Genomic DNA, 21,604 nt, shown 5'->3' with positions numbered 1-21,604 from the left:
GAGACAGGAGCATTTCATGACTCAGGCCATTCGCTTTTACGAGACTGGCGGTCCAGAAGTTCTGCGACTGGAAAACGTTGCCGTGGGAGACCCCGGCCCAGGCCAGGCGCGTGTGCGGCATAGCTATATCGCGCTCAACTTCATCGATGTGTACTTCCGCTGCGGGCGCTACCCGCTGGCCTTGCCCAACGGACTGGGCTCGGATGCCGTCGGTGTGGTCGAGGCCGTCGGAACGGGTGTGACGGATATCCGGGTGGGTGACCGCGTTGGCTATCTGATCGGTCCACAAGGTGCTTATGCACAGGCACGTGTGATGCCTGCAGAAGTGCTGATTCCGCTACCCGACGGAATTTCAGACCGTACTGCAGCCACGCTCATGATGAAAGGCATGACGGCCCAATATCTGTTCCGTCAGGTCTATCCGCTGCAGGGCGGTGAAACCATTCTCTACCACGCAGCTGCCGGAGGCGTAGGCCTGATTGCCTGTCAGTGGGCCCGCGCCATGGGGGTCAACATGATTGGTACGGTCAGCACGGATGAGAAGGCCGAACTGGCCAGGGCGAACGGGTGCACGCACACCATCGTGACTTCGCGTGAAAACATCGTCGAGCGAGTGAAGGAAATCACGGCAGGCAAGGGCGTGCCCGTGGTCTATGACTCTGTAGGCAAGGACACACTGATGGACTCGCTCGATTGCCTGCAGCCGCGTGGCTCGCTGGTCAGCAACGGAACCTCTTCCGGCTCCGTGGTGGTGGACTCGTCGCTGCTGGCCGCCAAAGGCTCGATCTGGATGACCCGGCCGGCCATGATGCATTACATCCAGCCCCGGTCACATATGCTGGAGATGGCTGCAGAGCTGTTCGAGCACGTGCTGGCGGGGCGCATTGTGAGCGAGCCGCAGCAGGAGTTTGCATTGGCCGAGGCGGCACAAGCCCATCGCGCATTGGAAGCGCGCAAGACCGTGGGAGCCACGGTACTCGTGCCATGAGCTGCCGGGTGCAAATGTCGGGCGCGTAAAGCCATTGCGAAGATCTGTGCCGGCACCTTTTCCAAGGCGCCGGCTTTTTCTGTCTGATATTGACGATCTGGCAGGGCGACATTCCTAGGGATTTCACCTTGGGCACATGGCACCAAATAGGCAATGGATGGCATCAACTGCACAAGGGCTGCAGCCTTCTTTTTCTAGAGTGATTTCGCGGATCAAGACCGCGAATTCATAACGAAAAGGAGACATGACATGCCACGTATTTCACGTTATATCTGGAGTTTTCTTGCCTTGTCCGCCAGCAGTCTGGCCAGCGCTCAGTCATCCGTGACGCTGTTCGGTGTCATGGACGCAGGCGTCAGCCGCTACATGGTGCGCAGCAATGCCTGGGATGGCTCCGGTCGCACGGCCAGTCAGGCTATCTGGGCGCTCTCGCCCTCGGGTAATCTGGCCAGCCGTCTGGGTGTTCGTGCCGTTGAAGATCTGGGTGCTGGAATGTCTGCCAGCATGTGGCTGGAAGCGCCTGTGACCAACGACACGGGCGGCGGCGCGCTGAACTTTGGGCGACGTTCCACCGTCAGCCTGACGGGCAACTGGGGCGAGCTGCGCCTTGGGCGCGATCACACGCCCTCGTTTTTGAATGACTGGGCCTTTGATCCCTATTCCGTCAACGGCGTGGGCGTCAATTTGCTGGCGGTGGTCAGCAGCAACCTGGCCATCAACCGTGCGCTGAGTACGCAGACCAGCGGCACGCTGCCCGAACGCTTGCTGGGCAACGGTTTGTCGGCAGGCACGGACAATTATCTGCGCGCGAACAACTCCATCGGTTATCACCTGCCGACAGGGCTGGGCGGACTTTATGGTCAGCTGATGTATGCCTTCCCGGAAAATGACGCCAGGCGCGGCCGCTATGCGGGAGGCCGCATAGGTTGGGCCAGCGGCCCCGCCGATATCGCACTGGGCTATGGCGAAAGCATGTTGGGCACTTTCAATGGCCGCAAGGAAACCATCAAGTCCCTGAACCTGGGAGGCTCGTACAACTTCGGTCCGGTCCGCGTGTTGGGCGAGTGGTCGCAGGTGCGCAATGCGCGCAGCGATGTGCGTGCCACAGACCGCTATGACGGGCTTCTGGCTGGTGTGCAAATCCCTGTCGGACTGCATCAGCTCAGGGCGTCGGTGGCCAGGGTGCAGTTCAAAAATGGGCAGGGAACTGGCGACGCATCGGTGAACAAGCTGGCCTTGGGTTATGTGCATAACCTCTCCAAACGCACGGCGCTCTACACCACGGTGTCACGTATCAGCGTGAGCAATGGACACAACAATCCTGCGGTGATGGGTGTGACGCCGCTGGCCGTGAGCAGCCCGGTCATCATGCCGCAGCCAGCCTACAGTAACAGCCCGGGCATGCAGCCGCGCAGTGCGCTGGGCTTTGATCTGGGTCTGCGCATGATGTTCTGAAGGCTGTCCGTTGCTGCTGCCGCAAGGCGAATCACGAAGAGGCGGGTTGGAGGGCTGGCGTGTCGCAAAGGGCTGCTTGCTTGCCGGCGTTGCAGTACTTTGTGAAATAAAAAGAACGGTCGTTCTAATTTGGTGAAATTTTGGCTACACTGGCCTCGACTATTAAAGCCCAGGAGACCTTTCATGTCCGATCTGAACGCCCGGTTTGAAGAGACCGTCAAGAATTCCACCTCGCTCGGCGAGCGTCCTGACAACGCCACCTTGCTCAAGATCTATGCCTTGTACAAGCAGGCGACCGAGGGTGACAACGAAGCCAAGAAGCCCAGCTTCACCGACATGGTGGCCCGCGCCAAGTGGGATGCCTGGGCCAAGCTGGAAGGCACGACGCCGGATGAGGCCAAGCAGCAGTACATCGATCTCATCGAGTCGCTGCGCTGATCTGCGCCGCCCCTGATCGCTGACAAGGCCCTGCACTCCGGGGCCTTGTCGTTTCAATTCAGACCACATCACACTGCGCCAAAGACGGGGGCTGGAAACTGACGCACCTCCAAGTCAGGGACTCGGAGTAAGGGCCGCTCGGCCCCGAAGGGGTCGTCCCCCTTGGGCAAGCGGCAGGGCGGCCCAGGGGTGTCAGTACCTGTTCGAGAAATTGGCGCTGATGCGCTGACGCAAATATTCCGCCCCTGTGATAGGCGGATATTTTTTTGCCGGCCCTTCGATCACCGCATCTTCATTGGCCTGGCAGAAGAAGGCCAGGCTGTAGCGGGCTCCCTGGTACTCATGGGGCTGCGGGTTGTGCACGCGGTGGAAGTTGCTGGGCAACTGGTCGTCGCTCCAGCGCATCAGCATGTCACCGATATTGCAGGTGATGACGCCGTCCACGGGCTTCACGGGCGTCCATTGCTGGGCTTCGGCCTCCTTGCCGGGCAGCACCTGCAGCCCGCCCTGGCCGGCGCGCTGGAACAACAGTGTCAGGCAGTCGAAGTCTGTATGTGCGCCTGCACGCCACAGGCCGATTTCGTCCTTGAGAGCAGGGTCCACGGCAAAGTAATGCAGCATGCGCAGCGTGCTCTGGTAGCTGGGCACGGCGGGGTCATGTGCGCGGGTGAAGAACTCCTCGTCAAAGCCCAGCTTGTAGGCAAAGCAGGACAGCAACTGCATGCCCACCTGCCAGCATTGGTGCTCAAAGGCCAGCGTGGCCTGCTTGAAGCCGGGCAGCTCCTGCTCGCTGGGCCAAAGGCCCTGCATGCGCGGGCGTGTGACCTGATAGGACTCTTTCTGGTCGGGGGTGCGCGTGGAGGGGCGGATCTGCGCCTTGTGCTCCCAGCCTGCGTTGCGCGATAGCGGCCATTGCGCCTTGGTGTCGGGCGGCAGGGCAAATAGCTGTTCGGCCCTGCCGAATGCGGCGTCGATATCGGCCTGGGCTATGCCGTGGCCGGAAACCTGGAAGAAGCCGATTTCCACCGAAGCGCTCCAGATCTGCTCGGCAATCTCCTGCTTGCGCTGCTCGAAGTCGCTGATGTCTATGACGCGAACTTCGCGCGCCGAGGTTTCTGCGCCTTGCCCGCCCATGCGGGCTTCCTTGTCCAGTTCGTCAAGGCTGTAGGAGTGGCTGGTCATGGTCTGCATAAGAATTTCTCTTGCGATGACTTCAGGCACCGGCGCTGCCAGTGGGGCATGGGGCTGCGGGCATCTGAAGTGTGGATACCAGGCGCGGCTGTCTGCCGCACCCACTTCAAGAGCAATGACCCGCGAAGCTGCTGACCGGCGATGGTCAGAAGCACCGTGCTGAACGCTTCTACTCTTGATTTGAGTGCAGCAAGCAGCGTGCCAGCCATTCACCACGGCACAGGTGCTCTTGGTTTTGGTGCATGGCTTCAAACTGGTGCACTGCCGTGCATGAATCCATGCATGCGCTGCTCGGGCGTGCACCTTGTTGATACCCGACAAACGGAAATCAAAAGCAGGCACGCCAATTGCTAGATGGTTGAACGAGTAGAAGCGTTCAGCCTGCATCCGCGTGCAGTGCCCGGAAATTGCTCAAGTCCTGTCAGCAGCGGCTGCTGCTGGCGTTCCTGTCGCCAGAGACCTGAGAGTTCCGCCATGCAACGTCGCCATTTCCTTGCTGCCCTGCCTCTTTGCAGCGCACCCTGGGTCCATGCCCAGGGCAAGTCGCTGACTCCGCTGAAATTCACGCTGGATTTCCGCGTCAACGGCCAGACGGCGCCGTTCTTTCTGGCACAGCAAAACGGCTACTACCGCGATGAGGGGCTGGATGTGAGTCTGGACGTAGGGTCGGGCTCGGTGGCTTCGATTACTCGTATCGCCAGCGGAGCCTACCAGCTCGGACTGGGCGATATCAGCTCGCTGATCGAGTTCAATGCGCAGAATGCCGGCACGCCTCGCGTGCAGGCCGTCTACCAGTACTACAACCGCGCGCCTTTTGTGATCATCGGGCGCAAGGACCGGGGCATCACTTCGGACTTCGGAAGCCTCAAGGGCAAGAAGGTTGCCGCAGCGGCGGTGGAGTCCACGCGCCGTGCCTGGCCCATGGTGGCGCGGCGCAAGAACCTGCCCGCCGATCTGTTTGCCTGGTCGACAACGGAGTTCTCGGCACGAGACAACGTCATGGTGCGTGGCGATGTGGATGCCGCCACCTACTTCCATGACTCGGCGGTGTCGCTGTTTGCGCGCCTCAGGCCCGAGGAGCTTTCCATACTGCGCTACAGCGATGCAGGCGTTCATCTGTATGGCAATGCGATTCTCGCGTCCAGCCAGCTGATCGCCGAGAAGCCGCAGGTCGTGGCCGCTTTCCTGCGCGCCACCAACCGTGCGATTGTGGAATGCCTTGCCAACCCCGCAGCAGGCATTGCCGCCGTGCGCCAGCGTGAGTCGATTCTCGATGAAAAGCTGGAGCTGGAGCGCTGGTCCATCACCGCACAGTACGTGGCCGCGGCAGACACGAAAAGCCATGGACTGGGCGACTTCAGCAAGCGTTTGATGGAGCAGCAGCTGGACAGTGTGGTGCAGACCTTTGCGCTCAAGACCACGCCATCTGCCGACGCACTGTTCAACAGCAGCATGCTGCCCGCCAGGTCGGCCCGCATGCTCAAGGTCTGAGGAGGAATCAACCATGTCCTTGCCTCCAGCCCAGGCCTTGAATGACACCGATGGTCGCTATTTGCGCGAAGCCATTGCGCTAGCGGATACGGCGCGCGAGCGCGGCAACCGGCCGTTTGGTGCGCTGATCGTGGCTGCCGACGGGCGTGTTCTGGCCGAGGCCAGCAATGCCAACGGCGAGAGCGGCGATTGCACGGCCCATGCCGAGCTGTCCGCCATCCGCCTGGCCAGCCCCTTGCATTCACGCGATGAACTGGTGGGCGCCACGCTGTACTCGTCTGCCGAGCCCTGCGTGATGTGTGCCGGCGCGATCTTCTGGTCCGCCATTGGCCGCGTGGTCTATGGCATCGATGCGGAGCGGCTGCGCGTGTTCCGCGGCGAGCGGCTCGACCAGAAGGATGCCGAGCTGTCCTGCCGCGATGTGTTCCAGGCCGCTTCGCACGCCATCGAATGCATAGGGCCGGCCTTGATCGAAGAGGCCAGCAGCTCGCACCAGGGCGCCTGGAAGGTCTGAGCGCCGACATGAATCCAACCACAACTCGTTGACATAGAGAGAGGGAAGCCACCATGCAAACCAAGCGCCTGTTCCTGCAATCCGTTCTGGCCCTGGGCAGCTTTGCCAGCGCCACTGCTGCCTTTGCCGCCACGCCCATCAAATTCCAGCTCGACTGGCGTTTCGAAGGGCCAGCGGCGCTGTTTCTGCAACCTGTCGCCAAGGGCTATTTTCAGGCTGCAGGTCTGAATGTGACGGTGGACGCCGGCAGCGGCTCCGGCGGTGCGATTCAGCGCGTGGCATCGGGCTCTTACGACATGGGTTTTGCCGATCTGGCCGCGCTCATGGAGTTTCATGCCAACAACCCCGATGTCAAGGACAAACCCGTGGCCGTGATGATGGTCTACAACAACACGCCGGCCTCGGTCATGGCACTCAAGAAGAGCGCCATTGCCAAGCCTGCGGATCTGACAGGCAAGAAGCTCGGAGCACCGGTGTTTGATGCCGGTCGGCGCGGTTTCCCGCTGTTTGCCAAGGCCAACAAGGTCGGCGATGTGCAATGGACCACCATGGATCCGCCGCTGCGCGAGACCATGCTGGTGCGCGGCGATATCGATGCCATCACGGGCTTTACCTTTACTTCGCTGCTGAACCTGGAGGCTCGTGGCGTCAAGGCGGCCGATGTGGCGGTCATGCCGTTTGCCGACAACGGCGTCAAGCTCTATGGCAACGCCATCATCGCCAGCGCCAAGCTGGTGCGCGAGAACCCCGAAGCCGTGCGTGCCTTCCTCAAGGCCTTCAGCAAGGGCGCCAAGGAAGTCATGGCCAACCCCGGCTCCGCCATCGCCTATGTGAAGGAGCGCGACGGCATCGTCAACACCGCTCTGGAAACCCGCCGCCTGCAGCTGGCGATCGACACGGTGATCAACACCGCCGATGCGCGTGGTGAAGGCTTTGGCCAGGTCAGCCCCACACGCATGGCCCTGATGGCGTCCCAGATCTCGGACGTCTATGCGACCAAGACACGCGTGAACCCCGAGACGCTCTGGAACGGCCGCTTTCTGCCGCCAGTCGCGGATCTCGACGTATTTCCCAAAAAGTAATTGCTCATTGATTGATAGCTGGATGCGCTTTTTTGACGGGCGCTACAGCCTGCTTTTATGAAATCATCAGATACAGAAGCTGCCCGGCCCTTCGTCGAATTCAAGGACGTCTGGCTGGCCTATAACGAAGAGCTGCTGCAGGCCAACCACTTTGCGGTGGAGGCCATCGACCTCACGGTACAGCGTGGCGAGTTCATCGCCATCGTCGGTCCTTCGGGCTGCGGCAAGTCCACTTTCATGAAGCTCACCACGGGCCTGAAGATGCCGTCCATGGGCCGCATCACGGTCGATGGCCAGCGCGTGACAGGGCCCCTCAAGATATCGGGCATGGCGTTCCAGTCGTCCTCGCTGCTGCCCTGGCGCACCACGCTGGACAATGTGCTGCTGCCGCTGGAGATCGTGGAGCCGCACCGTTCGCAGTTCAAGCAAAAGCGCAAGGAATACGAGTCGCGTGCCATAGAGCTGCTGGGCAAGGTCGGACTCGCGGGTTATGAACGCAAATTCCCCTGGCAGCTGTCCGGCGGCATGCAGCAGCGCGCCAGCATCTGCCGCGCTCTGATTCACGAGCCGCAGATGCTGCTGCTCGACGAACCCTTTGGCGCGCTCGATGCCTTCACCCGTGAGGAGCTGTGGTGCATCTTGCGCGACCTGCAGGCAGAGCAGAAATTCAATGTGATTCTGGTCACGCATGATCTGCGCGAGAGCGTGTTCCTGGCCGATACCGTCTATGTGATGAGCAAAAGCCCGGGTCGCTTCGTGGTGCGCCGCGACATCGACCTGCCGCGACCGCGTGATCTGGAGCTCACTTACACCCCCGAGTTCTCGGACATCGTCTACGAGCTGCGCGGCCACATTGGCGCCCTGCGCAAAAGCGGCACCGAGACCGCTGCAGCCATTCCTCAATAAGGCGCATCATGAAACATCAAAAAACCGCCGAGCGCTGGGCACCCTGGCTGCTGTTGCTGCTGATCGTCCTGCTCTGGCAGATCATCTGTTCGGGTTTCGGCGTTTCGGAATTCATCTTCCCCAGCCCCTGGGCCATAGGCCATCAGCTCTATGAGTTTGCGGGCACGATTGCCATGCATGCCTGGCGCACCTATTGGGTGACGATGGCGGGCTTTGCACTGGCGATCGTGGTGGGCGTGCTGCTGGGGTTTCTGATCGGCTCCTCGCGCCTGGCCTATGCGGCGTTCTATCCGCTGATGACGGCCTTCAACGCCCTGCCCAAGGCAGCGTTCGTGCCGATTCTGGTGGTCTGGTTCGGCATCGGCGCGGGCCCGGCCATTCTCACGGCCTTTCTGATCAGCTTTTTCCCCATCATGGTCAATATCGCCACGGGTCTGGCCACGCTGGAGCCCGAGCTGGAGGATGTGCTGCGCGTGCTGGGGGCCAAGCGCTGGGACGTGCTGATCAAGGTCGGCCTGCCGCGTTCCCTGCCGTATTTCTACGGCTCGCTCAAGGTCGCAATCACGCTGGCCTTCGTCGGCACCACGGTCAGCGAGATGACGGCTGCCAACGAGGGTATCGGCTATCTGCTGGTCTCCGCCGGCTCTTCCATGCAGATGGGTCTGGCCTTTGCGGGGCTGATCGTGGTGGGGGCCATGGCCATGGTGATGTACGAACTGTTCAATCTGCTGGAAAAGCACACCACGGGCTGGGCGCGTCGCGGCTCCCAGGGCGAGTGAGGCATTGTTTCTGAGCGCTGTCAACGCTGCTCCTGAGAACGAAAAAGGCCAGCCGGATCATCGATCCGGCTGGCCTTTTTGTGCTTCGCAGTCAATGCCTAGCTGGCCGTGCGGCAGCTGGCAAATGCATCCAGAGGCTGCTTGTAGGTTGGCGAGGTGACATCCATCAAACCCATTACCGTATGGAACAGGTTGTCGTGCGAGAGCGGCTGATCCAGCGTCTTGCTCAGGCAGGCCTGATTCAAGCCGGTGCGAGCCCCCAGCGTTCCCAGCCAGGCAATCATGGGCACATGTTTCTGATCGTCGGGCGCCATGGCGTAAGGCATGCCGTGCAGATAGACACCGAGCTCGCCCAGCGATTCGCCATGGTCGGACATGTAGAACATGCCGGTTTCAAACTGGTTTTGCTGGGTCTTGAGCCAGTCTATGGTCTGGGCCAGGAAGTGGTCGGTATAGCGAATGGAGTTGTCGTAGACATTGACCACGCTTTGTTGCGAGCAACTGGACAGGGCATTGGTGGCGCACTCGGGCTTGAAAGCCTTGAGATCTGCAGTGGAGCGCTTGAAATACTCGGGGCCGTGACTGCCCATCTGGTGCATGACCAGTACCAGGCCCTTTGCGCGGCGTGCGGGGTCCAGCTTGGCGATGCGCTCGTCCAGGCCGCTGAGCAGCAGGGCATCCAGGCATTCGCCATCCTGGGCGCACAGCGCCTTGCCGGCCGGCGTATTCACGCTGTCGGCGGTATCGGCCATGGGGATGCGCTTGCACACGCCTTTGCAGCCTGCCTGGTTGTCCACCCAAAGCACGGCCAGTCCGGCGGCCTGCAGTACGTCGAGCAGGTTGTCATGCTCGACCTTGGAGGCGTAAAAGCCTTCGCGGCCCAGGTTGGAGAACATGCAGGGCACCGATTCGCGGGTGCTGGTGCCGCAGGAGCGGGCGTTACGCCAGCTCAGCACATCGCGCTTGGCCAGCTCGGGGTTGGTATCGCGCTCATAACCGTTGAGGCTGAAGTTCTTTGAGCGTGCCGTCTCGCCAACCACCAGTACCAGCAGCGGCGGTTTCTGGACTGCGGCATAGCTGGCACCCAGAGCTGCGCCACCCGTGATGCTGACAAAGGGCTTGGGCTTGTTGAGTATGGGGTCCAGCGCCACGGATGCGGCCGAGAGCACGGGGTTGATCGGGTTGATCATGTAGCGCAGCCAAAGATTGTTGCGCACCACGGGGGCCAGATCGCGGTACGAAACGGCCAGCGATGCGGCTATCAGGGCAATGCCGCCCAGCAGCAGCAAGGCGGTACGCAGCATATTGCGCCAGACGCTGTTGGCGCGTTTGAGCGGGGTTTTCCACAGCCAGATGGCTGGCAGTATGGCGATGATCAACACCTCGGCCAGCAGCTTGATGTTGAACAAGTCCGAGCTTTCGCGGGCATCGGTCTGCAGGATGTTGTGAATCATGCCCTTGTCCATCACGGTGCCGTAGCTGACCATGAAGTACTGGGAACTGGCCGCCACCAGCAGCAGCGCAACCCAGAGCGGCTTGGTAAAGCGCGGCCAGGCAAACAAAGAGGTCAGCAGAAGGCTGGCGCCCAGCACCAGCGGCACAACCCGCAGGGCCAGCAGGGCCAGACTGCCGTGATAGCCATCCAGGGAAGGCAGGCGCAGCCATAGGGCCCAGTTGGCCGTCAGTGTCAGCCAGATGGCCAGGGCCAGAGCGATGAACTGAGGCGTGCGAGGTTGAAAAAGCCCCTTGAAAAATGGGGCAGAAACGGAGTCTTTGGTGGCCACAGCAGACGGCAAAAAATAGGTATCGGAGAAGTCTGGCGGGACTTTCTTAAAAACCGCTGAAGCCTCCTACATGGTTAACCCTTGTAAAAAATTGTTTTATGCCAATTTGAGGTATTTATTGGCACTGAGTCGCTGTTTTTGCAGCTTCTCCCCATTGGGCACATAGCCGCAGCTTGCGCTCTTCAGCAGGCAAGGCTGCCAGCTCGCGCATCTGGGCATAGAAGCCGCGCCAGGTCTCGGGAGTGGCCGGGCCTTCGCCGCGCAGTTGCTGCCACCAGCGAGTCATGGCCGGCACCCAGTCGTCATAGGCGGCCAGGGCTCCAAAACTGGCGTTGTTGGCCTGGGCCACCCATTCATCGGTCTGGGCCAGGCGCCGGTAATACTGCTCGCGCAGGGCGAGGCTGGTCAGCAGGGGCTCGTCAGTGGTAATCCATTGCGCCCTGAGCTGCGCATAAGTGGCACGGAATTCGTCAAATACTTTGCTTTTGATGGCTTCCAGCACTTTGGCATCAAAGGCTTCAGTATTTTTCTGCTCATAAATCTGTTGCAGGCGCTGACGGGTCTCGCGCGTCAGCTGCTGCCATAGCTCTCGCCGCTGCAGGCTCTGTTGCCAGCGTTGTTGCGTGGCGGCGCTGGCATGGCTGTGCAGCCACAAGGGGGTGGCCATGCGTTCCACCGTGGTGGCAAAGGATTCGTTGAAGGCCGTGTCATTCTTCACATACAGCAACTGGTGGGCCAGTTCGTGGAACAGCAGGCCGGCAAAGTCGCCCTCCTGCCAGGAGGTGAAGGTGCTGAGCAAGGGATCGCCGCCCAGCCAGTTCAGATAGCCTAGCGTGGAGTAGGCAGGCACGCCATAGACGCTGGTTTCCAAACCCTGGGACTGAAGCGTTAGTGCCTGCGCCTGTGCGTCGCTCTTGCTGAAGTAGCCTCGGTAGGCAATGCAGCCGGTGACGGGAAAGCACCATTGGTGCATCTCCAGGCTGTAGGCCGGGGCCGCCACCACGTTCCAGACCGCAAACGGGCGCTGCAGCTGAGCGTAGCGGGTGTAGCTGGCGTTGTCGGGCAGAGCCAGCTCCCGGCTGGCGAAGCGGCGCATCTGTTGCGCGGTCTGCAGGCGCTGACGCAGTCCTGCGGAGGTACTTTCCCCGGCGAGCCATTCATCAATAGGCCGTGCGGCCTGAAGAATCTGCATCTGTCCCTTGAAACCCTGCCAGTAATAGCCGGCGCTGCTGCAGCCCGTCAGGCCTGCAATTGCGGCACTAATTCCCAGCAAAGCCCTCAGGCTGACTACACTCATCCTTTTTCTCATTGCGCTTGTCCGCCTGTCTGGTTTCGCTTCATGGATTTTCTAACGCTCGCCATCATTGTCACCACCGTGCTCTACGTGCTCAAGAAGCAGGAGCAGCGTCAGCACACCCAGCTTCTGGCGCAGCATCTGGCACGCTTTCAGATCGAGAAGCTCATGGCCAATCTGATGGAGGGATATTTGCGTGTCATCGGCGAGAAGGATGCGCAAAGGCGTGAACAGATCTGGCCCGTGCTGGCCAATACCGAGAGCAGTCTGGTGAGCCAGTTTCAGCGTTTTGCGGATGAATTCGCCACCTTGCCGGCCGAGCAGACGCGTGCAAGCACCCTGCCGCTGGCGTTGCCCTATATGGCTCGGGTTTTGCCGTCGGCCACCATGGATGTGCGCGAGACCATGAAGCTTCATGCCCAGGCACTGGCGGCTGCCCGTGTGGGGGATGCGACTGACGAGGAAGAGCGCAAGCGCCGAGCTTTCACCATGACAGCCGAGCTTATGCTGATGCAACACACCTGCCACTGGTTCTGCCGCAGCCGCACCGTTGCCTCCATGCGCTTGCTGGCGCGTCACAAGACGGCCTATGAGCAAGTGCTGCAGTCTATAGCCCCCGGCACTCTCAAAGCCTATGAAAAACTGGTGAAGGCCAGTAGCTGAGGTCTTTTCGGACCCAAGGCCGTTCTGGGTTTGGAGAAGTTTCCCGTCTTGACCCTGCCATAGTCGATGTGAACAATGGTTTTCATGAAAAACCTGTTGAGCACATTGGAGCCGCTGCTAGCAAGACTTCCTGTGACGGCATCGGTAGAACTTCCATCGGGCGAGCGCATCGGGTCTGAACGCAGTGCGGTTCAACTCATTTTTCGCTCCCCCAAGGCTGTTGCGGCGCTGCTGGACGGCCAGATCGGCTCGATCGGCTCGGCCATCGTCGAAGGCTGGGTGGAGGTCAAGGGCAGTTCCCGCGACATCATGGCTGCTGCTGCCGGGCTGCTGCGCGGCGACCCGGTCAGCCATACACCCTCGTGGTTGGGGCAGACGGTTTCAAAGGCCAGATCGCTGGCCATGCACACGCTGACGCGTGATGCCGAGCAGATTCAGTTTCATTACGATCTTTCCGATGACTTCTACGCGCTGTGGCTGGATCCGCGCCGCGTCTATTCCTGCGCGTACTACAAGGAGCAGGGCATGAGCCTGGCCCAGGCGCAGGAGGCCAAGCTCGATCACATCTGCAAAAAGCTCAAGCTCCAGCCTGGCGAGCGCTTCTGGGATATCGGTTCCGGTTGGGGCGGGTTGATCTTCTGGGCGGCCGAGCATTACGGCGTGCAAGCCCATGGCATCACGCTGTCGCGCAACCAGTTCGAGCATGTGCAGCACCTGATCGCCGAGAAGGGCCTGCAGGGCAAGGTCCGGGTCGAGTTGCGCGACTACCGGCAAATGGGTGATGTGGAGCCGTTCGACAAGATCGGCTCGGTCGGCATGTTCGAGCACGTGGGCAGCGCCAATCTGCAGGGATACTTCGAAACCATTTATTCCATGCTCAAGCCTGGCGGTCTTGCATTGGTCCATGGCATCACGGCGGGCGGTGTCAGCAATGTGGAGCTGGGTGCCGGTATGGGCGAGTTCATCAACCGCTACATCTTTCCCGGGGGCGAACTCATGCATGTCAGCCGCGTGCTGCATGATCTGGCGGCCAGCGGACTGGAAATGGTGGATACCGAGAACTTGCGCCCGCATTACGCGCGCACGCTTTGGGCCTGGTCGGATGGGTTGGAGGCCAGGCTGGGCGAAGCTCAAATCATCTTGCAAGCCCAGTATGACGAGGAAAAAGCCGCCAAGGCTTTGCGTGCCTATCGTCTTTATCTGGCGGGCTCGGCCATGGGCTTCGAGCATGGTTGGATTGCGTTGCATCAGATGCTGTGCAGCAAACCCGATGGCGATCTGCGCAGCGGTGCGATGGCGGGTGCGCAGAGCGGCTATCCTTTCAACCGCGAATACATCTACCGTTGAAGGAACCGCTCCATGCCCTACAAATTCAAATCGCGTGCCACGGCAGACCTCATCATGCTGGACGCCAACGGCCGCAAGCTGCTGGAAATCATCGGCAAGTCGCCCGATGAGGTGCATGGAATCATCACCGTGGAGCAGATTCCGGCCGCCATCGTCGCGCTGGAGGCTGCCGCCGCCGAAGATGCGGCCAGACGTGCGCAGCCGCAAGACGAAGCGCAGGAGGATGCCGTGCCTGCAAATCAGGATGGCGTGGCCCTGGGCCAGCGCATCGTGCCTTTTGTCGACATGCTCAGGCGCAGCGCCGCCGATGGCAAGGAAGTGACCTGGTAAGTCCAGTCGCCTTCTGGCCGCCCCAACAAAAAAGCCTGCAGATGCAGGCTTTTTGCGTTGAACGGATCGTGCGTTCTCAGTCGGCGTAGATGCCGGCGGCCTTGATGACCTTGCCCCACTTGGCGATTTCGGCTTCCACAAACTTCTTGTGGCCCGCAGGGTTGGTGCGGTCGTCGGTGGCAATCACGGCACCCAGGGCTTCCTGGCGCTTGATGAACTCGGGGTCCTTGAGCGAAGCCTTCATGGCTTCGTTGATCTTTTGCACCACATCGGCAGGCGTGCCCTTGGGGGCGTACAGACCGTGCCAGATAGTCACGTTGAAGTCCTTCAGGCCCAGGGACTGCAGTGTGGGCAGGTCCTTGAGTGCAGGCGTGGTCAGCGGCTTGGCAGTGGTCACGGCATAGGCCTGAACCTTCTTGGCGGCAATCTGCGAAGTGGTGTTGGTGGTCTGGTCGCACAGCAGGTCCACCTGGTTGCCCATCAGGTCGGCAATCGCAGGAGCCGCACCCTTGTAGGGCACCGGCGTCATGTCCTGCTGCAGCGAGGCCTGGAACATCAGGCCGCACAGGTGCGAGGCCGAGCCTACGCCGGCGTTGGCCAGATTCACCTTGCCCTGGTTCTTGCTGACCCAGTCCTTGACTTCGGCGAAGTTCTTGGCGGGCAGGGTGGGGCGGCCGATCAGTGTCATGGGCACATCGTTGATGATGCCGGCGTACTCGAAGTCGTTGAGCACGTTGAAGGACAGCTTGCGGTACAGCGTCGGGATGGTGGACATGCCGATATGCGTCAGCAGCAGCGTGTAGCCGTCATTGCGTGCGCGTGCTGCCTTGGCCGTGCCAATCGTGCTGCCGGCACCGTCTGCGTTGTCGATGACGATGGTGGCGTTGTTCAGCTGCTTGCGCATGGATTCGGCCAGGTCGCGTGCCACCTTGTCGGTGGGGCCGCCTGCCGTGAAAGGCACGATGATCGTGATCGTCTTGCCAGCGGCAGGGTAGCTGTCGGCATGGCTGCTGATGGCGGCGGTGGCGGCCAGAGCGATGGTGGCGATCTTGAAAATAGTTTTCATAGTGTCTCCCTAAAAATAATGTGCAAGCAGACCAAGACGGTTGGCTTGTCGTGACGTAAAGCCGGATTCTAGGTAGCGCTAATCTGTGGGGTTTTTGTTATTTTCTAAGTGTTATCCCTTGATGGAGCGGGCGATCACATTGCGTTTGCGTTAAAGCAAACCGATTGCCTGTCGCGTATTGGCGACACATGCGCAGGGGCTTGGCCAAGCTCAAGTCCCAGTGCAAAACCTTTAGGCCGCAGAGCCAGCCGAATGCCGGTAGCTCTCCAGAGCTTCACTGATAGGAGCGCGCGTCTTCGATCACCTTGCCGTCATTGGGCAGGCTGCCGGGAGACACCATCTGCACTTCGCCGCGCAGCTTGGTGACTTCGCGCAAGGCGTCGATCACCTGCAGGGCAAAGCCCGGTGCGGTTTCCGTGGTTTCAACCAGCAACTGCATCTGGTCGTTGGCCATCTCACCCGTCACCACCAGCCTGGCCCTGACGATCTGCGGAAAGCGCTTGACGACCTCGGCCACCTGTTTGGCATGCACGAACATGCCGCGCACCTTGGTGGTCTGGTCGGCACGGCCCATCCAGCCCTTGATGCGGGCATTGGTGCGACCCGTGGGGCAGGTTCCCGGAAGATAGGCCGAGAGGTCACCCGTGCCAAAGCGGATCAGCGGATAGTCGGGGTTGAGCGTGGTGATGACCAGCTCGCCCACCTCGCCCTCCGCCACAGGGTCGCCGGTTCCGGGGCGCACGATCTCCACGATCACGCCCTCGTCCAGCACCAGACCTTCACGGGCGCTGGTCTCATAGGCAATCAGGCCCAGATCGGCCGTGCCATAGCTCTGGTAGGCATCTATGCCATGCTCGCGCATCCATTGGCTGAGCGAGGGAGGGAAGGCTTCGCCGCTGACCATGGCCTTGGTCAGGCTGGGCAGCTTCACTCCCATCTCCAGGGCCTTTTCCACAATGATTTTCAGAAAACTGGGCGTACCCACATAGGCTGCGGGCCGCAGATCGGCCATGGCCTGCACCTGCTGCTCGGTCTGGCCCGTGCCGCCCGCGAACACCGTGCAGCCCAGGGCCTGGGCACCGGTTTCCATCATCGAACCAGCAGGCACGAAGTGATAGCTGAAGCAGTTGTGCACCAGCTCGCCAGTCCTGAAGCCTGCGGCGTACATGGAGCGGGCCATGCGCCAGTAGTCGGGGCGGCGGCTTTCGGGTTCGTAGATGGGACCGGGGCTGGAAAACAGCCTGGGCATGTCATGCCCCAGGCCTATGGCATTGAATCCGCCAAAAATCTGCTGCGGACGCTGTGCGGCCTGGCGCTCCAGCAGCTCGCTCTTGCGCGTCACAGGCAAGGTGGCCAGCGCTGCGCGACTGGTGATACGGGATGCATCCACACCTTTGAGAATTTCGGCAAAAGCGCTGGAGCGCTGCTGTGCATGGGCAATCTGCAGCGGCAGGCTGGCCATGCAGTCGGCTTCGCGCTGTTCGGGGCTGCGGGTTTCCAGGGCATCGTAGAAATCACTCATGGCAAATCCTGTAGAGAAAATCTGCAAGCAAAACGGAAGTCAATGGGCGCAAGCTAAAAACTGGCGCGCACCAAGCCAGAGACAGCGAGCAAGCGCCGCCACGCAGCGAGGCGGTCGTCCCCTTCGGGGGAAGGCGCGAAGCGCCTCAGGGGGCCGCCATCAAGCCAACCATCTTTTCCTTCGCTTGTAGCTCTTGACGTCCTTGAAGCTCTTGCGCTCGCCGCCGCCCACGCCCAGGTAGAACTCCTTGACGTCCTCGTTGCTGGCCAGATCCTTGGCGGAGCCGTCCATGACGATGCGCCCGCTTTCCATGATGTAGCCGTAGTCGGCGTATTTGAGCGCCATGTTGGTGTTCTGCTCGGCCAGCAGGAAAGTGACTTTTTCCTTGCTGTTGAGGTCTTTGACGATGTGGAACACTTCGTCCACGATCTGCGGTGCCAGGCCCATGGAGGGCTCGTCTAGCAGCACCATGCGCGGGTTGCTCATCAGTGCGCGGCCGATGGCGCACATTTGCTGCTCGCCGCCCGAGGTATAGGCGGCCTGGCTGGTGCGTCGGGTCTTGAGGCGCGGGAAGTAGTTGTAGACCTTCTCGAGATTGGCGGCAATCTCGCCCTTGTCCGTGCGGGTGTAGCTGCCCGTCAGCAGGTTTTCTTCAATGCTCAGGTGGGCAAAGCAGTGCCGGCCTTCCATGACCTGCACCACACCGCGCTTGACCAGGTCGGCCGGCGAGAGGTTGGCGATCTGCTCTCCCTCCAGCGTGATGCCGCCCTTGGTGACTTCACCGCGCTCGCCCTTGAGCAGATTGGAGATGGCGCGCAGCGTTGTGGTCTTGCCCGCGCCATTGCCGCCCAGCAGGGCCACGATGCTCTGGTGGGGTACTTGTAGCGAAACGCCCTTGAGCACCAGGATCACATGGTTGTAGATGACCTCGATGCCATTGACTTCCACCAGCGGTGCGGTCTGGGCGGAAGTGGAAACTGTGTGCGCGATATCGGTCATGCGGTCACCTGGTAACTCAAAATAGATAGCTGTCTGCACTTCATGGATAAGCGCTTGAGGCTGATTTTTATAAACCCGGTTGCGACGAAGTGAGCCTTGGTCAGAGACATCAAGCAAGGACCTGGGCTGGCCGCGCCGCAGCGAGGATGTCGTCCCCCTCAGGCGCTTGGCGCCAGTGAGGGGGAAGGCGCCAAGCGCCTCAGGGGGTGCAGGTCCTTACCTTGATGTTCTTTTCCTTGGCGTACTTGTCCGCGAACTCCTTGTAGAGCGGATCGACCATGGACTTGTCGGCCTGGTACCAGTCGGAAGTCACCTTGAACTTGGCGCCGTCCCAGGTCGCAATACGGGCCCAGTCGGCGCCCAGGTGGTTGTCGCAGCTGGTCTTGAAGGGGCGGATGATCTTGCCGAAGCCCAGCTCGTTCAGGCGTTCCTGCGTCATGTTCAGGTTCTCCAGGCCCCAGCGCACCTGCTCGGGTGTCATGACCTTGCCCTTGCCGAACTTTTCCTGAGCGGTGCGGATGGCCTCTACCTGCAGCATGGAGATCACCATGCCGCGGGTATGTGCCAGCTGGCCCAGTTCCTTGGCGTCCTTGGCCGTGCCCTGACCCTTGTCGTAGAGCATGGACTTGATGTCGCCATGCACCTTGTCGCTCTCGGCCGTGTTGTGGATGGTCACTGTGTTGTAGCCCTTGGCGCCGGCACCGATGTCCTTGACGTCATGGTCGGAGCCGCCCCACCAGACGGCATACATCTTCTCGCGCGGGTAGCCCGTGGCCTGCGCCTCACGCACGGCCGTAGGCGTCATCACGCCGGCCGACCACAGCAGCACATAGTCGGGGCGGTTCTGACGAATCTGCAGCCAGGTGGATTTTTGCTCCACGCCGGGGGCAGTCACGGGCAGCTTGATCAGCTCAAAGCCATCCTTGGCGGCGCGCTTTTCCAGCAGCGGAATCGGCTCCTTGCCATAAGGCGAGTCGTGATAGACCAATGCGATCTTCTTGCCCTTGAGGTTGCCTTTTTCCTTCTTCAGAATGTCCTGCACGATGGAGTCGGCGGCCGTCCAGTAGTTGCCCAGCAGCGGGAAGTTCCACTCGAAGACCTTGCCGTCCACGGACTGGGACAGACCATAGCCTGGGGTGACTACCGGCACCTTGTCGCCAGGAGCCTTGTCGGTCACGGCAAAGGTGATGCCCGTGGACTGAGTGTCAAAGCCGGAGGCGCCGCCGTCCTTGTTCTTGAGGCGCTCGTAGCATTCCACGCCCTTGGCCGTGTCATAGGCGGTTTCGCATTCCTCGAATTTGATCTTCACACCGTTGACGCCACCCTTGGCATTGACCAGCTTGAGGTAATCCTGCTTGCCGTCCGCCCATGGAATACCCAGGGGCGCGAACTGGCCCGTGCGATACACCAGCAGAGGCACGAACTGCTCCTGGGCCTGAGCCGCAGGCGAGGCCATCAAACCACCCATGCCGGCTGCCACGGTGGCGGCGGCAATCGCAATCTTCTTGAACATCATCAACTGTCTCCTTGGGTTGTATGGGACGGGGTCCCGGACAGGCACTCTGTGGTGTCTTGATTAATAAGAGCTAGGGCTCAGGCATTGGAAACTGTCTTTGGATTTGGCAACAGCCATCTCAGAGACATCGAGCAAGGGCCGTCCCGCCGCGAGGATGTCTTCCTCCTCCCGCGAAGCGAGAGAGGAGGAAGGCGCGTAGCGACTCAGGAGGTGTTTCATATCAATGCGGGAATGGCCAGACACGCAGCTTCTGACGGGCCGTGGCCCAGAGCTTGGCCAATCCGTGGGGTTCCACAATCAGGAAGAACACGATGAGCGCACCAAAAATCATGTGCTCGAGATAGGTTGCCGTGGCCGTGGACAGCGGCAGACCCAGCCAGTGGGGCACCTGGTTGAGCAGCAGGGGCAGCAGCACGAAGAAGGCGGCGCCGAAGATGCTGCCCACCACAGAGCCCAGGCCGCCGATGATGATCATGAACAGCAGCTGCAGCGAACGATCCAGGCTGAAGGCAGCGGGTTCCCAGGCACCAAGGTGGACAAAGCCCCAGAGCGCACCGGCCACGCCGACGATAAAGCTGCTCACGGCAAAGGCCGATAGCTTGGCGTAGGTGGGGCGGATGCCGATCACGGCAGCGGCCACGTCCATGTCGCGCATGGCCATCCATTCACGACCTACCGAACTGCGCACCAGATTCTTGGCGGCCAGACCGAGCAGGCACAGGATTGCCAGGCAGAGCAGGTATTTCTCCATGGGCGTATCGATGGCCCAGCCCAGAATGGCCAGGGGCTTGGCGCTGACGGAGCCGGACGAGGAGTTGTTTGTCACCCAGGCCGCGCGGGTCGCCAGCCAGTCCACAAAGAACTGGGCGGCCAGCGTGGCCACGGCCAGATACAGGCCGCGAATGCGCAGGCTGGGCAGGCCGAACACCACGCCGAACGCCATGGCCACCACGCCACCGCCGAGAAGTGCTAACAGCAAAGGCATGCCTTCAATGCGGGCCTGCAGGTTGTAGGCCGCATAGGCACCCACGGCCATGAAGGCGGCGGTACCCAGCGAAATCTGGCCGCAGTAGCCGACGAGGATGTTGAGTCCCAGCGCCGCCAGCGACATGATGACAAAGGGAATCAGAATCGCCTGGAAGGTGTAGTCGCTGGCAATGAAGGGGATGGCCAGGAAGGCGAAGGCCAGCACCAGCAGGATGACCCAGCGGTCCTGGGCGACGCCGAAGATCTGCTGATCTGCCGCGTAGCTGGTCTTGAACTGGCCGTTTTCACGATAAAACATATTCTTGTTCTCCCCGTTCAGACGCGGTCAATGATCTTGTCGCCGAACAGACCTTGGGGCCGTACCAGCAAAAAGCAAAGGGCCAGACCATAGGCAAACCAGGTCTCGATGCCGCCTCCCACCATGGGGCCGATGTAGACCTCGGAGAGCTTCTCTCCCACGCCGATGATCAGGCCGCCGATGATGGCGCCGGGCAGTGATGTCAGGCCGCCCAGAATCACCACGGGCAGGGCTTTCAGAGCCACCAGCGACAGCGAATACTGAACGCCCAGCTTGCTGCCCCAGATGATGCCGACCACCAGAGCCACGCCGCCGGCCACCGACCAGACGATGACCCAGATGCGCGACAGCGGAATGCCGATGGACTGAGCGGCCTGGTGGTCGTCGGCCACGGCGCGCAGCGCGCGTCCGGTCTTGGTCTTCTGAAAGAAAAGGCTCAGGCAGATCACCAGGATGGCTGCAATGCAGGCCGCATACAGGTCTTCCAGGCTGATCATCACGCCGCCCTGAAACAGGCTGTCCATGATGAAGACCGGGTCCTTGGGCATGCCGACATCAATCTTGTAGACCTCGCTGCCAAAGACCATGGGGCCGAGGCCATCGAGCAAATAGGCAATGCCCAGCGTGGCCATCAGCAAGGTGATGGGCTCCTGGTTGACCAGATGGCGCAGGGCCAGACGCTCGATCACCCAGGCCACGCCCACCATCAGAGCCAGGGTGACGACGATGGCCAGCAGATTGCCGAGCAGCCCCGGCTCCAGGCCCAGCCAGCCGGGAATCCACTGCGAGAAGCGCGCCATGGCCAGGGCCGAAAACAGCACCATGGCGCCTTGCGCAAAGTTGAAGACGCCCGAGGCCTTGAAGATCAGCACAAAGCCGATGGCGATCAGTGCGTACAGCGTGCCCACCATGAGGCCGCCGAACAATGTCTCTAAGAAAAATCCCATGACTGCT

Annotated in this window: 20 protein-coding genes; 11 read left to right on the top strand and 9 right to left on the bottom strand. The window is 61.1% G+C overall.

The genetic code is table 11. The annotated features are described in order from the left end of the window. Positions 1 to 16 precede the first annotated feature (16 nt). From NOX35_RS24285 to NOX35_RS24275, 3 genes are all read left to right on the top strand, one after another. The gene (locus tag NOX35_RS24285) at positions 17 to 988 is read left to right on the top strand and encodes a quinone oxidoreductase (RefSeq protein WP_182284770.1); all 972 of its coding nucleotides are present in this window, start codon (positions 17 to 19) and stop codon (positions 986 to 988) included. A 249-nt stretch (positions 989 to 1,237) separates the two neighbouring features. Next, positions 1,238 to 2,443 carry a porin gene (locus NOX35_RS24280; RefSeq protein ID WP_182284769.1) on the top strand — a complete coding sequence of 402 codons (1,206 nt, stop codon included), beginning with the start codon at positions 1,238 to 1,240 and terminating at the stop codon, positions 2,441 to 2,443. 183 nt (positions 2,444 to 2,626) lie between these two features. Next, a complete protein-coding gene (locus tag NOX35_RS24275; RefSeq protein ID WP_003050754.1) occupies positions 2,627 to 2,881 on the top strand; it encodes an acyl-CoA-binding protein in 255 nt (84 codons plus the stop codon). Positions 2,882 to 3,073: 192 nt separating this feature from the next. Here the strand turns inward: NOX35_RS24275 and NOX35_RS24270 are convergent, their stop codons facing one another. Then, complete coding sequence (locus tag NOX35_RS24270; protein ID WP_256495020.1) at positions 3,074 to 4,072, bottom strand: isopenicillin N synthase family oxygenase; 999 nt, start codon at positions 4,070 to 4,072, stop codon at positions 3,074 to 3,076. A 474-nt stretch (positions 4,073 to 4,546) separates the two neighbouring features. Here NOX35_RS24270 and NOX35_RS24265 point away from each other — a divergent pair, with 474 nt between their 5' ends. Genes NOX35_RS24265 through NOX35_RS24245 form a run of 5 tightly spaced genes read left to right on the top strand, consistent with a single transcriptional unit; the run spans position 4,547 to position 8,844 of the window. Beyond that, positions 4,547 to 5,563, top strand: coding sequence for an ABC transporter substrate-binding protein (locus NOX35_RS24265; RefSeq protein WP_182284767.1), 1,017 nt, complete (start codon positions 4,547 to 4,549; stop codon positions 5,561 to 5,563). 13 nt (positions 5,564 to 5,576) lie between these two features. Then, entirely contained in the window at positions 5,577 to 6,077 is a 501-nt protein-coding gene (locus NOX35_RS24260; protein ID WP_182284766.1) for a nucleoside deaminase, read from the top strand. A gap of 53 nt (positions 6,078 to 6,130) precedes the next feature. Next, on the top strand, positions 6,131 to 7,159 hold the full coding sequence (locus tag NOX35_RS24255; protein WP_182284765.1) for an ABC transporter substrate-binding protein: 1,029 nt from the start codon (positions 6,131 to 6,133) through the stop codon (positions 7,157 to 7,159). Positions 7,160 to 7,216: 57 nt separating this feature from the next. Beyond that, positions 7,217 to 8,065 (top strand): ABC transporter ATP-binding protein, encoded by an 849-nt coding sequence (locus NOX35_RS24250; RefSeq protein ID WP_256495019.1) that lies wholly within the window; start codon positions 7,217 to 7,219, stop codon positions 8,063 to 8,065. Between the two features lie 8 nt (positions 8,066 to 8,073). Beyond that, positions 8,074 to 8,844 (top strand): ABC transporter permease, encoded by a 771-nt coding sequence (locus NOX35_RS24245; protein ID WP_003073654.1) that lies wholly within the window; start codon positions 8,074 to 8,076, stop codon positions 8,842 to 8,844. A gap of 98 nt (positions 8,845 to 8,942) precedes the next feature. Here NOX35_RS24245 and NOX35_RS24240 read toward each other — a convergent pair whose 3' ends face one another. Together NOX35_RS24240 and NOX35_RS24235 are read right to left on the bottom strand one after the other, a co-directional pair. Beyond that, positions 8,943 to 10,640, bottom strand: a complete 1,698-nt coding sequence (locus NOX35_RS24240) for a phosphoethanolamine--lipid A transferase (RefSeq protein WP_182284763.1) — start codon at positions 10,638 to 10,640, stop codon at positions 8,943 to 8,945. Positions 10,641 to 10,743: 103 nt separating this feature from the next. Further along, positions 10,744 to 11,925 (bottom strand): aminopeptidase, encoded by a 1,182-nt coding sequence (locus NOX35_RS24235; protein WP_256495018.1) that lies wholly within the window; start codon positions 11,923 to 11,925, stop codon positions 10,744 to 10,746. Positions 11,926 to 11,967: 42 nt separating this feature from the next. On the opposite strand from NOX35_RS24235, the gene NOX35_RS24230 reads away from it, so the two are divergent. From NOX35_RS24230 to NOX35_RS24220, 3 genes are all read left to right on the top strand, one after another. Then, a complete protein-coding gene (locus NOX35_RS24230; protein ID WP_182284761.1) occupies positions 11,968 to 12,585 on the top strand; it encodes a hypothetical protein in 618 nt (205 codons plus the stop codon). A 75-nt stretch (positions 12,586 to 12,660) separates the two neighbouring features. Then, positions 12,661 to 13,932: a cyclopropane-fatty-acyl-phospholipid synthase family protein gene (locus NOX35_RS24225; protein WP_182284760.1), complete on the top strand. Its 1,272-nt coding sequence runs from the start codon at positions 12,661 to 12,663 to the stop codon at positions 13,930 to 13,932. A gap of 12 nt (positions 13,933 to 13,944) precedes the next feature. Continuing rightward, a complete protein-coding gene (locus tag NOX35_RS24220; RefSeq protein WP_182284759.1) occupies positions 13,945 to 14,262 on the top strand; it encodes a DUF1840 domain-containing protein in 318 nt (105 codons plus the stop codon). Positions 14,263 to 14,338: 76 nt separating this feature from the next. Here the strand turns inward: NOX35_RS24220 and NOX35_RS24215 are convergent, their stop codons facing one another. From NOX35_RS24215 to NOX35_RS24190, 6 genes are all read right to left on the bottom strand, one after another. Next, entirely contained in the window at positions 14,339 to 15,328 is a 990-nt protein-coding gene (locus NOX35_RS24215; protein ID WP_003068642.1) for a tripartite tricarboxylate transporter substrate-binding protein, read from the bottom strand. Between the two features lie 274 nt (positions 15,329 to 15,602). Continuing rightward, positions 15,603 to 16,850, bottom strand: a complete 1,248-nt coding sequence (locus NOX35_RS24210) for a phenylacetate--CoA ligase family protein (RefSeq protein WP_182284758.1) — start codon at positions 16,848 to 16,850, stop codon at positions 15,603 to 15,605. Between the two features lie 159 nt (positions 16,851 to 17,009). Beyond that, the gene (locus tag NOX35_RS24205; RefSeq protein WP_003068648.1) at positions 17,010 to 17,849 is read right to left on the bottom strand and encodes an ABC transporter ATP-binding protein; all 840 of its coding nucleotides are present in this window, start codon (positions 17,847 to 17,849) and stop codon (positions 17,010 to 17,012) included. 199 nt (positions 17,850 to 18,048) lie between these two features. Then, complete coding sequence (locus NOX35_RS24200) at positions 18,049 to 19,365, bottom strand: ABC transporter substrate-binding protein (RefSeq protein WP_182284757.1); 1,317 nt, start codon at positions 19,363 to 19,365, stop codon at positions 18,049 to 18,051. Between the two features lie 220 nt (positions 19,366 to 19,585). Beyond that, complete coding sequence (locus tag NOX35_RS24195) at positions 19,586 to 20,650, bottom strand: branched-chain amino acid ABC transporter permease (RefSeq protein WP_182284756.1); 1,065 nt, start codon at positions 20,648 to 20,650, stop codon at positions 19,586 to 19,588. 17 nt (positions 20,651 to 20,667) lie between these two features. Beyond that, positions 20,668 to 21,597, bottom strand: coding sequence for a branched-chain amino acid ABC transporter permease (locus NOX35_RS24190; RefSeq protein ID WP_063663698.1), 930 nt, complete (start codon positions 21,595 to 21,597; stop codon positions 20,668 to 20,670). Between the last annotated feature and the right edge of the window lie 7 nt (positions 21,598 to 21,604).

Source organism: Comamonas sp. C11 (assembly GCF_024496285.1).
Classification (GTDB): domain Bacteria; phylum Pseudomonadota; class Gammaproteobacteria; order Burkholderiales; family Burkholderiaceae_C; genus Comamonas; species Comamonas testosteroni_F.
The sequence above is the reverse complement of the archived record's forward strand: the minus strand, read 5'-3'. Positions and strand labels throughout refer to the sequence as shown.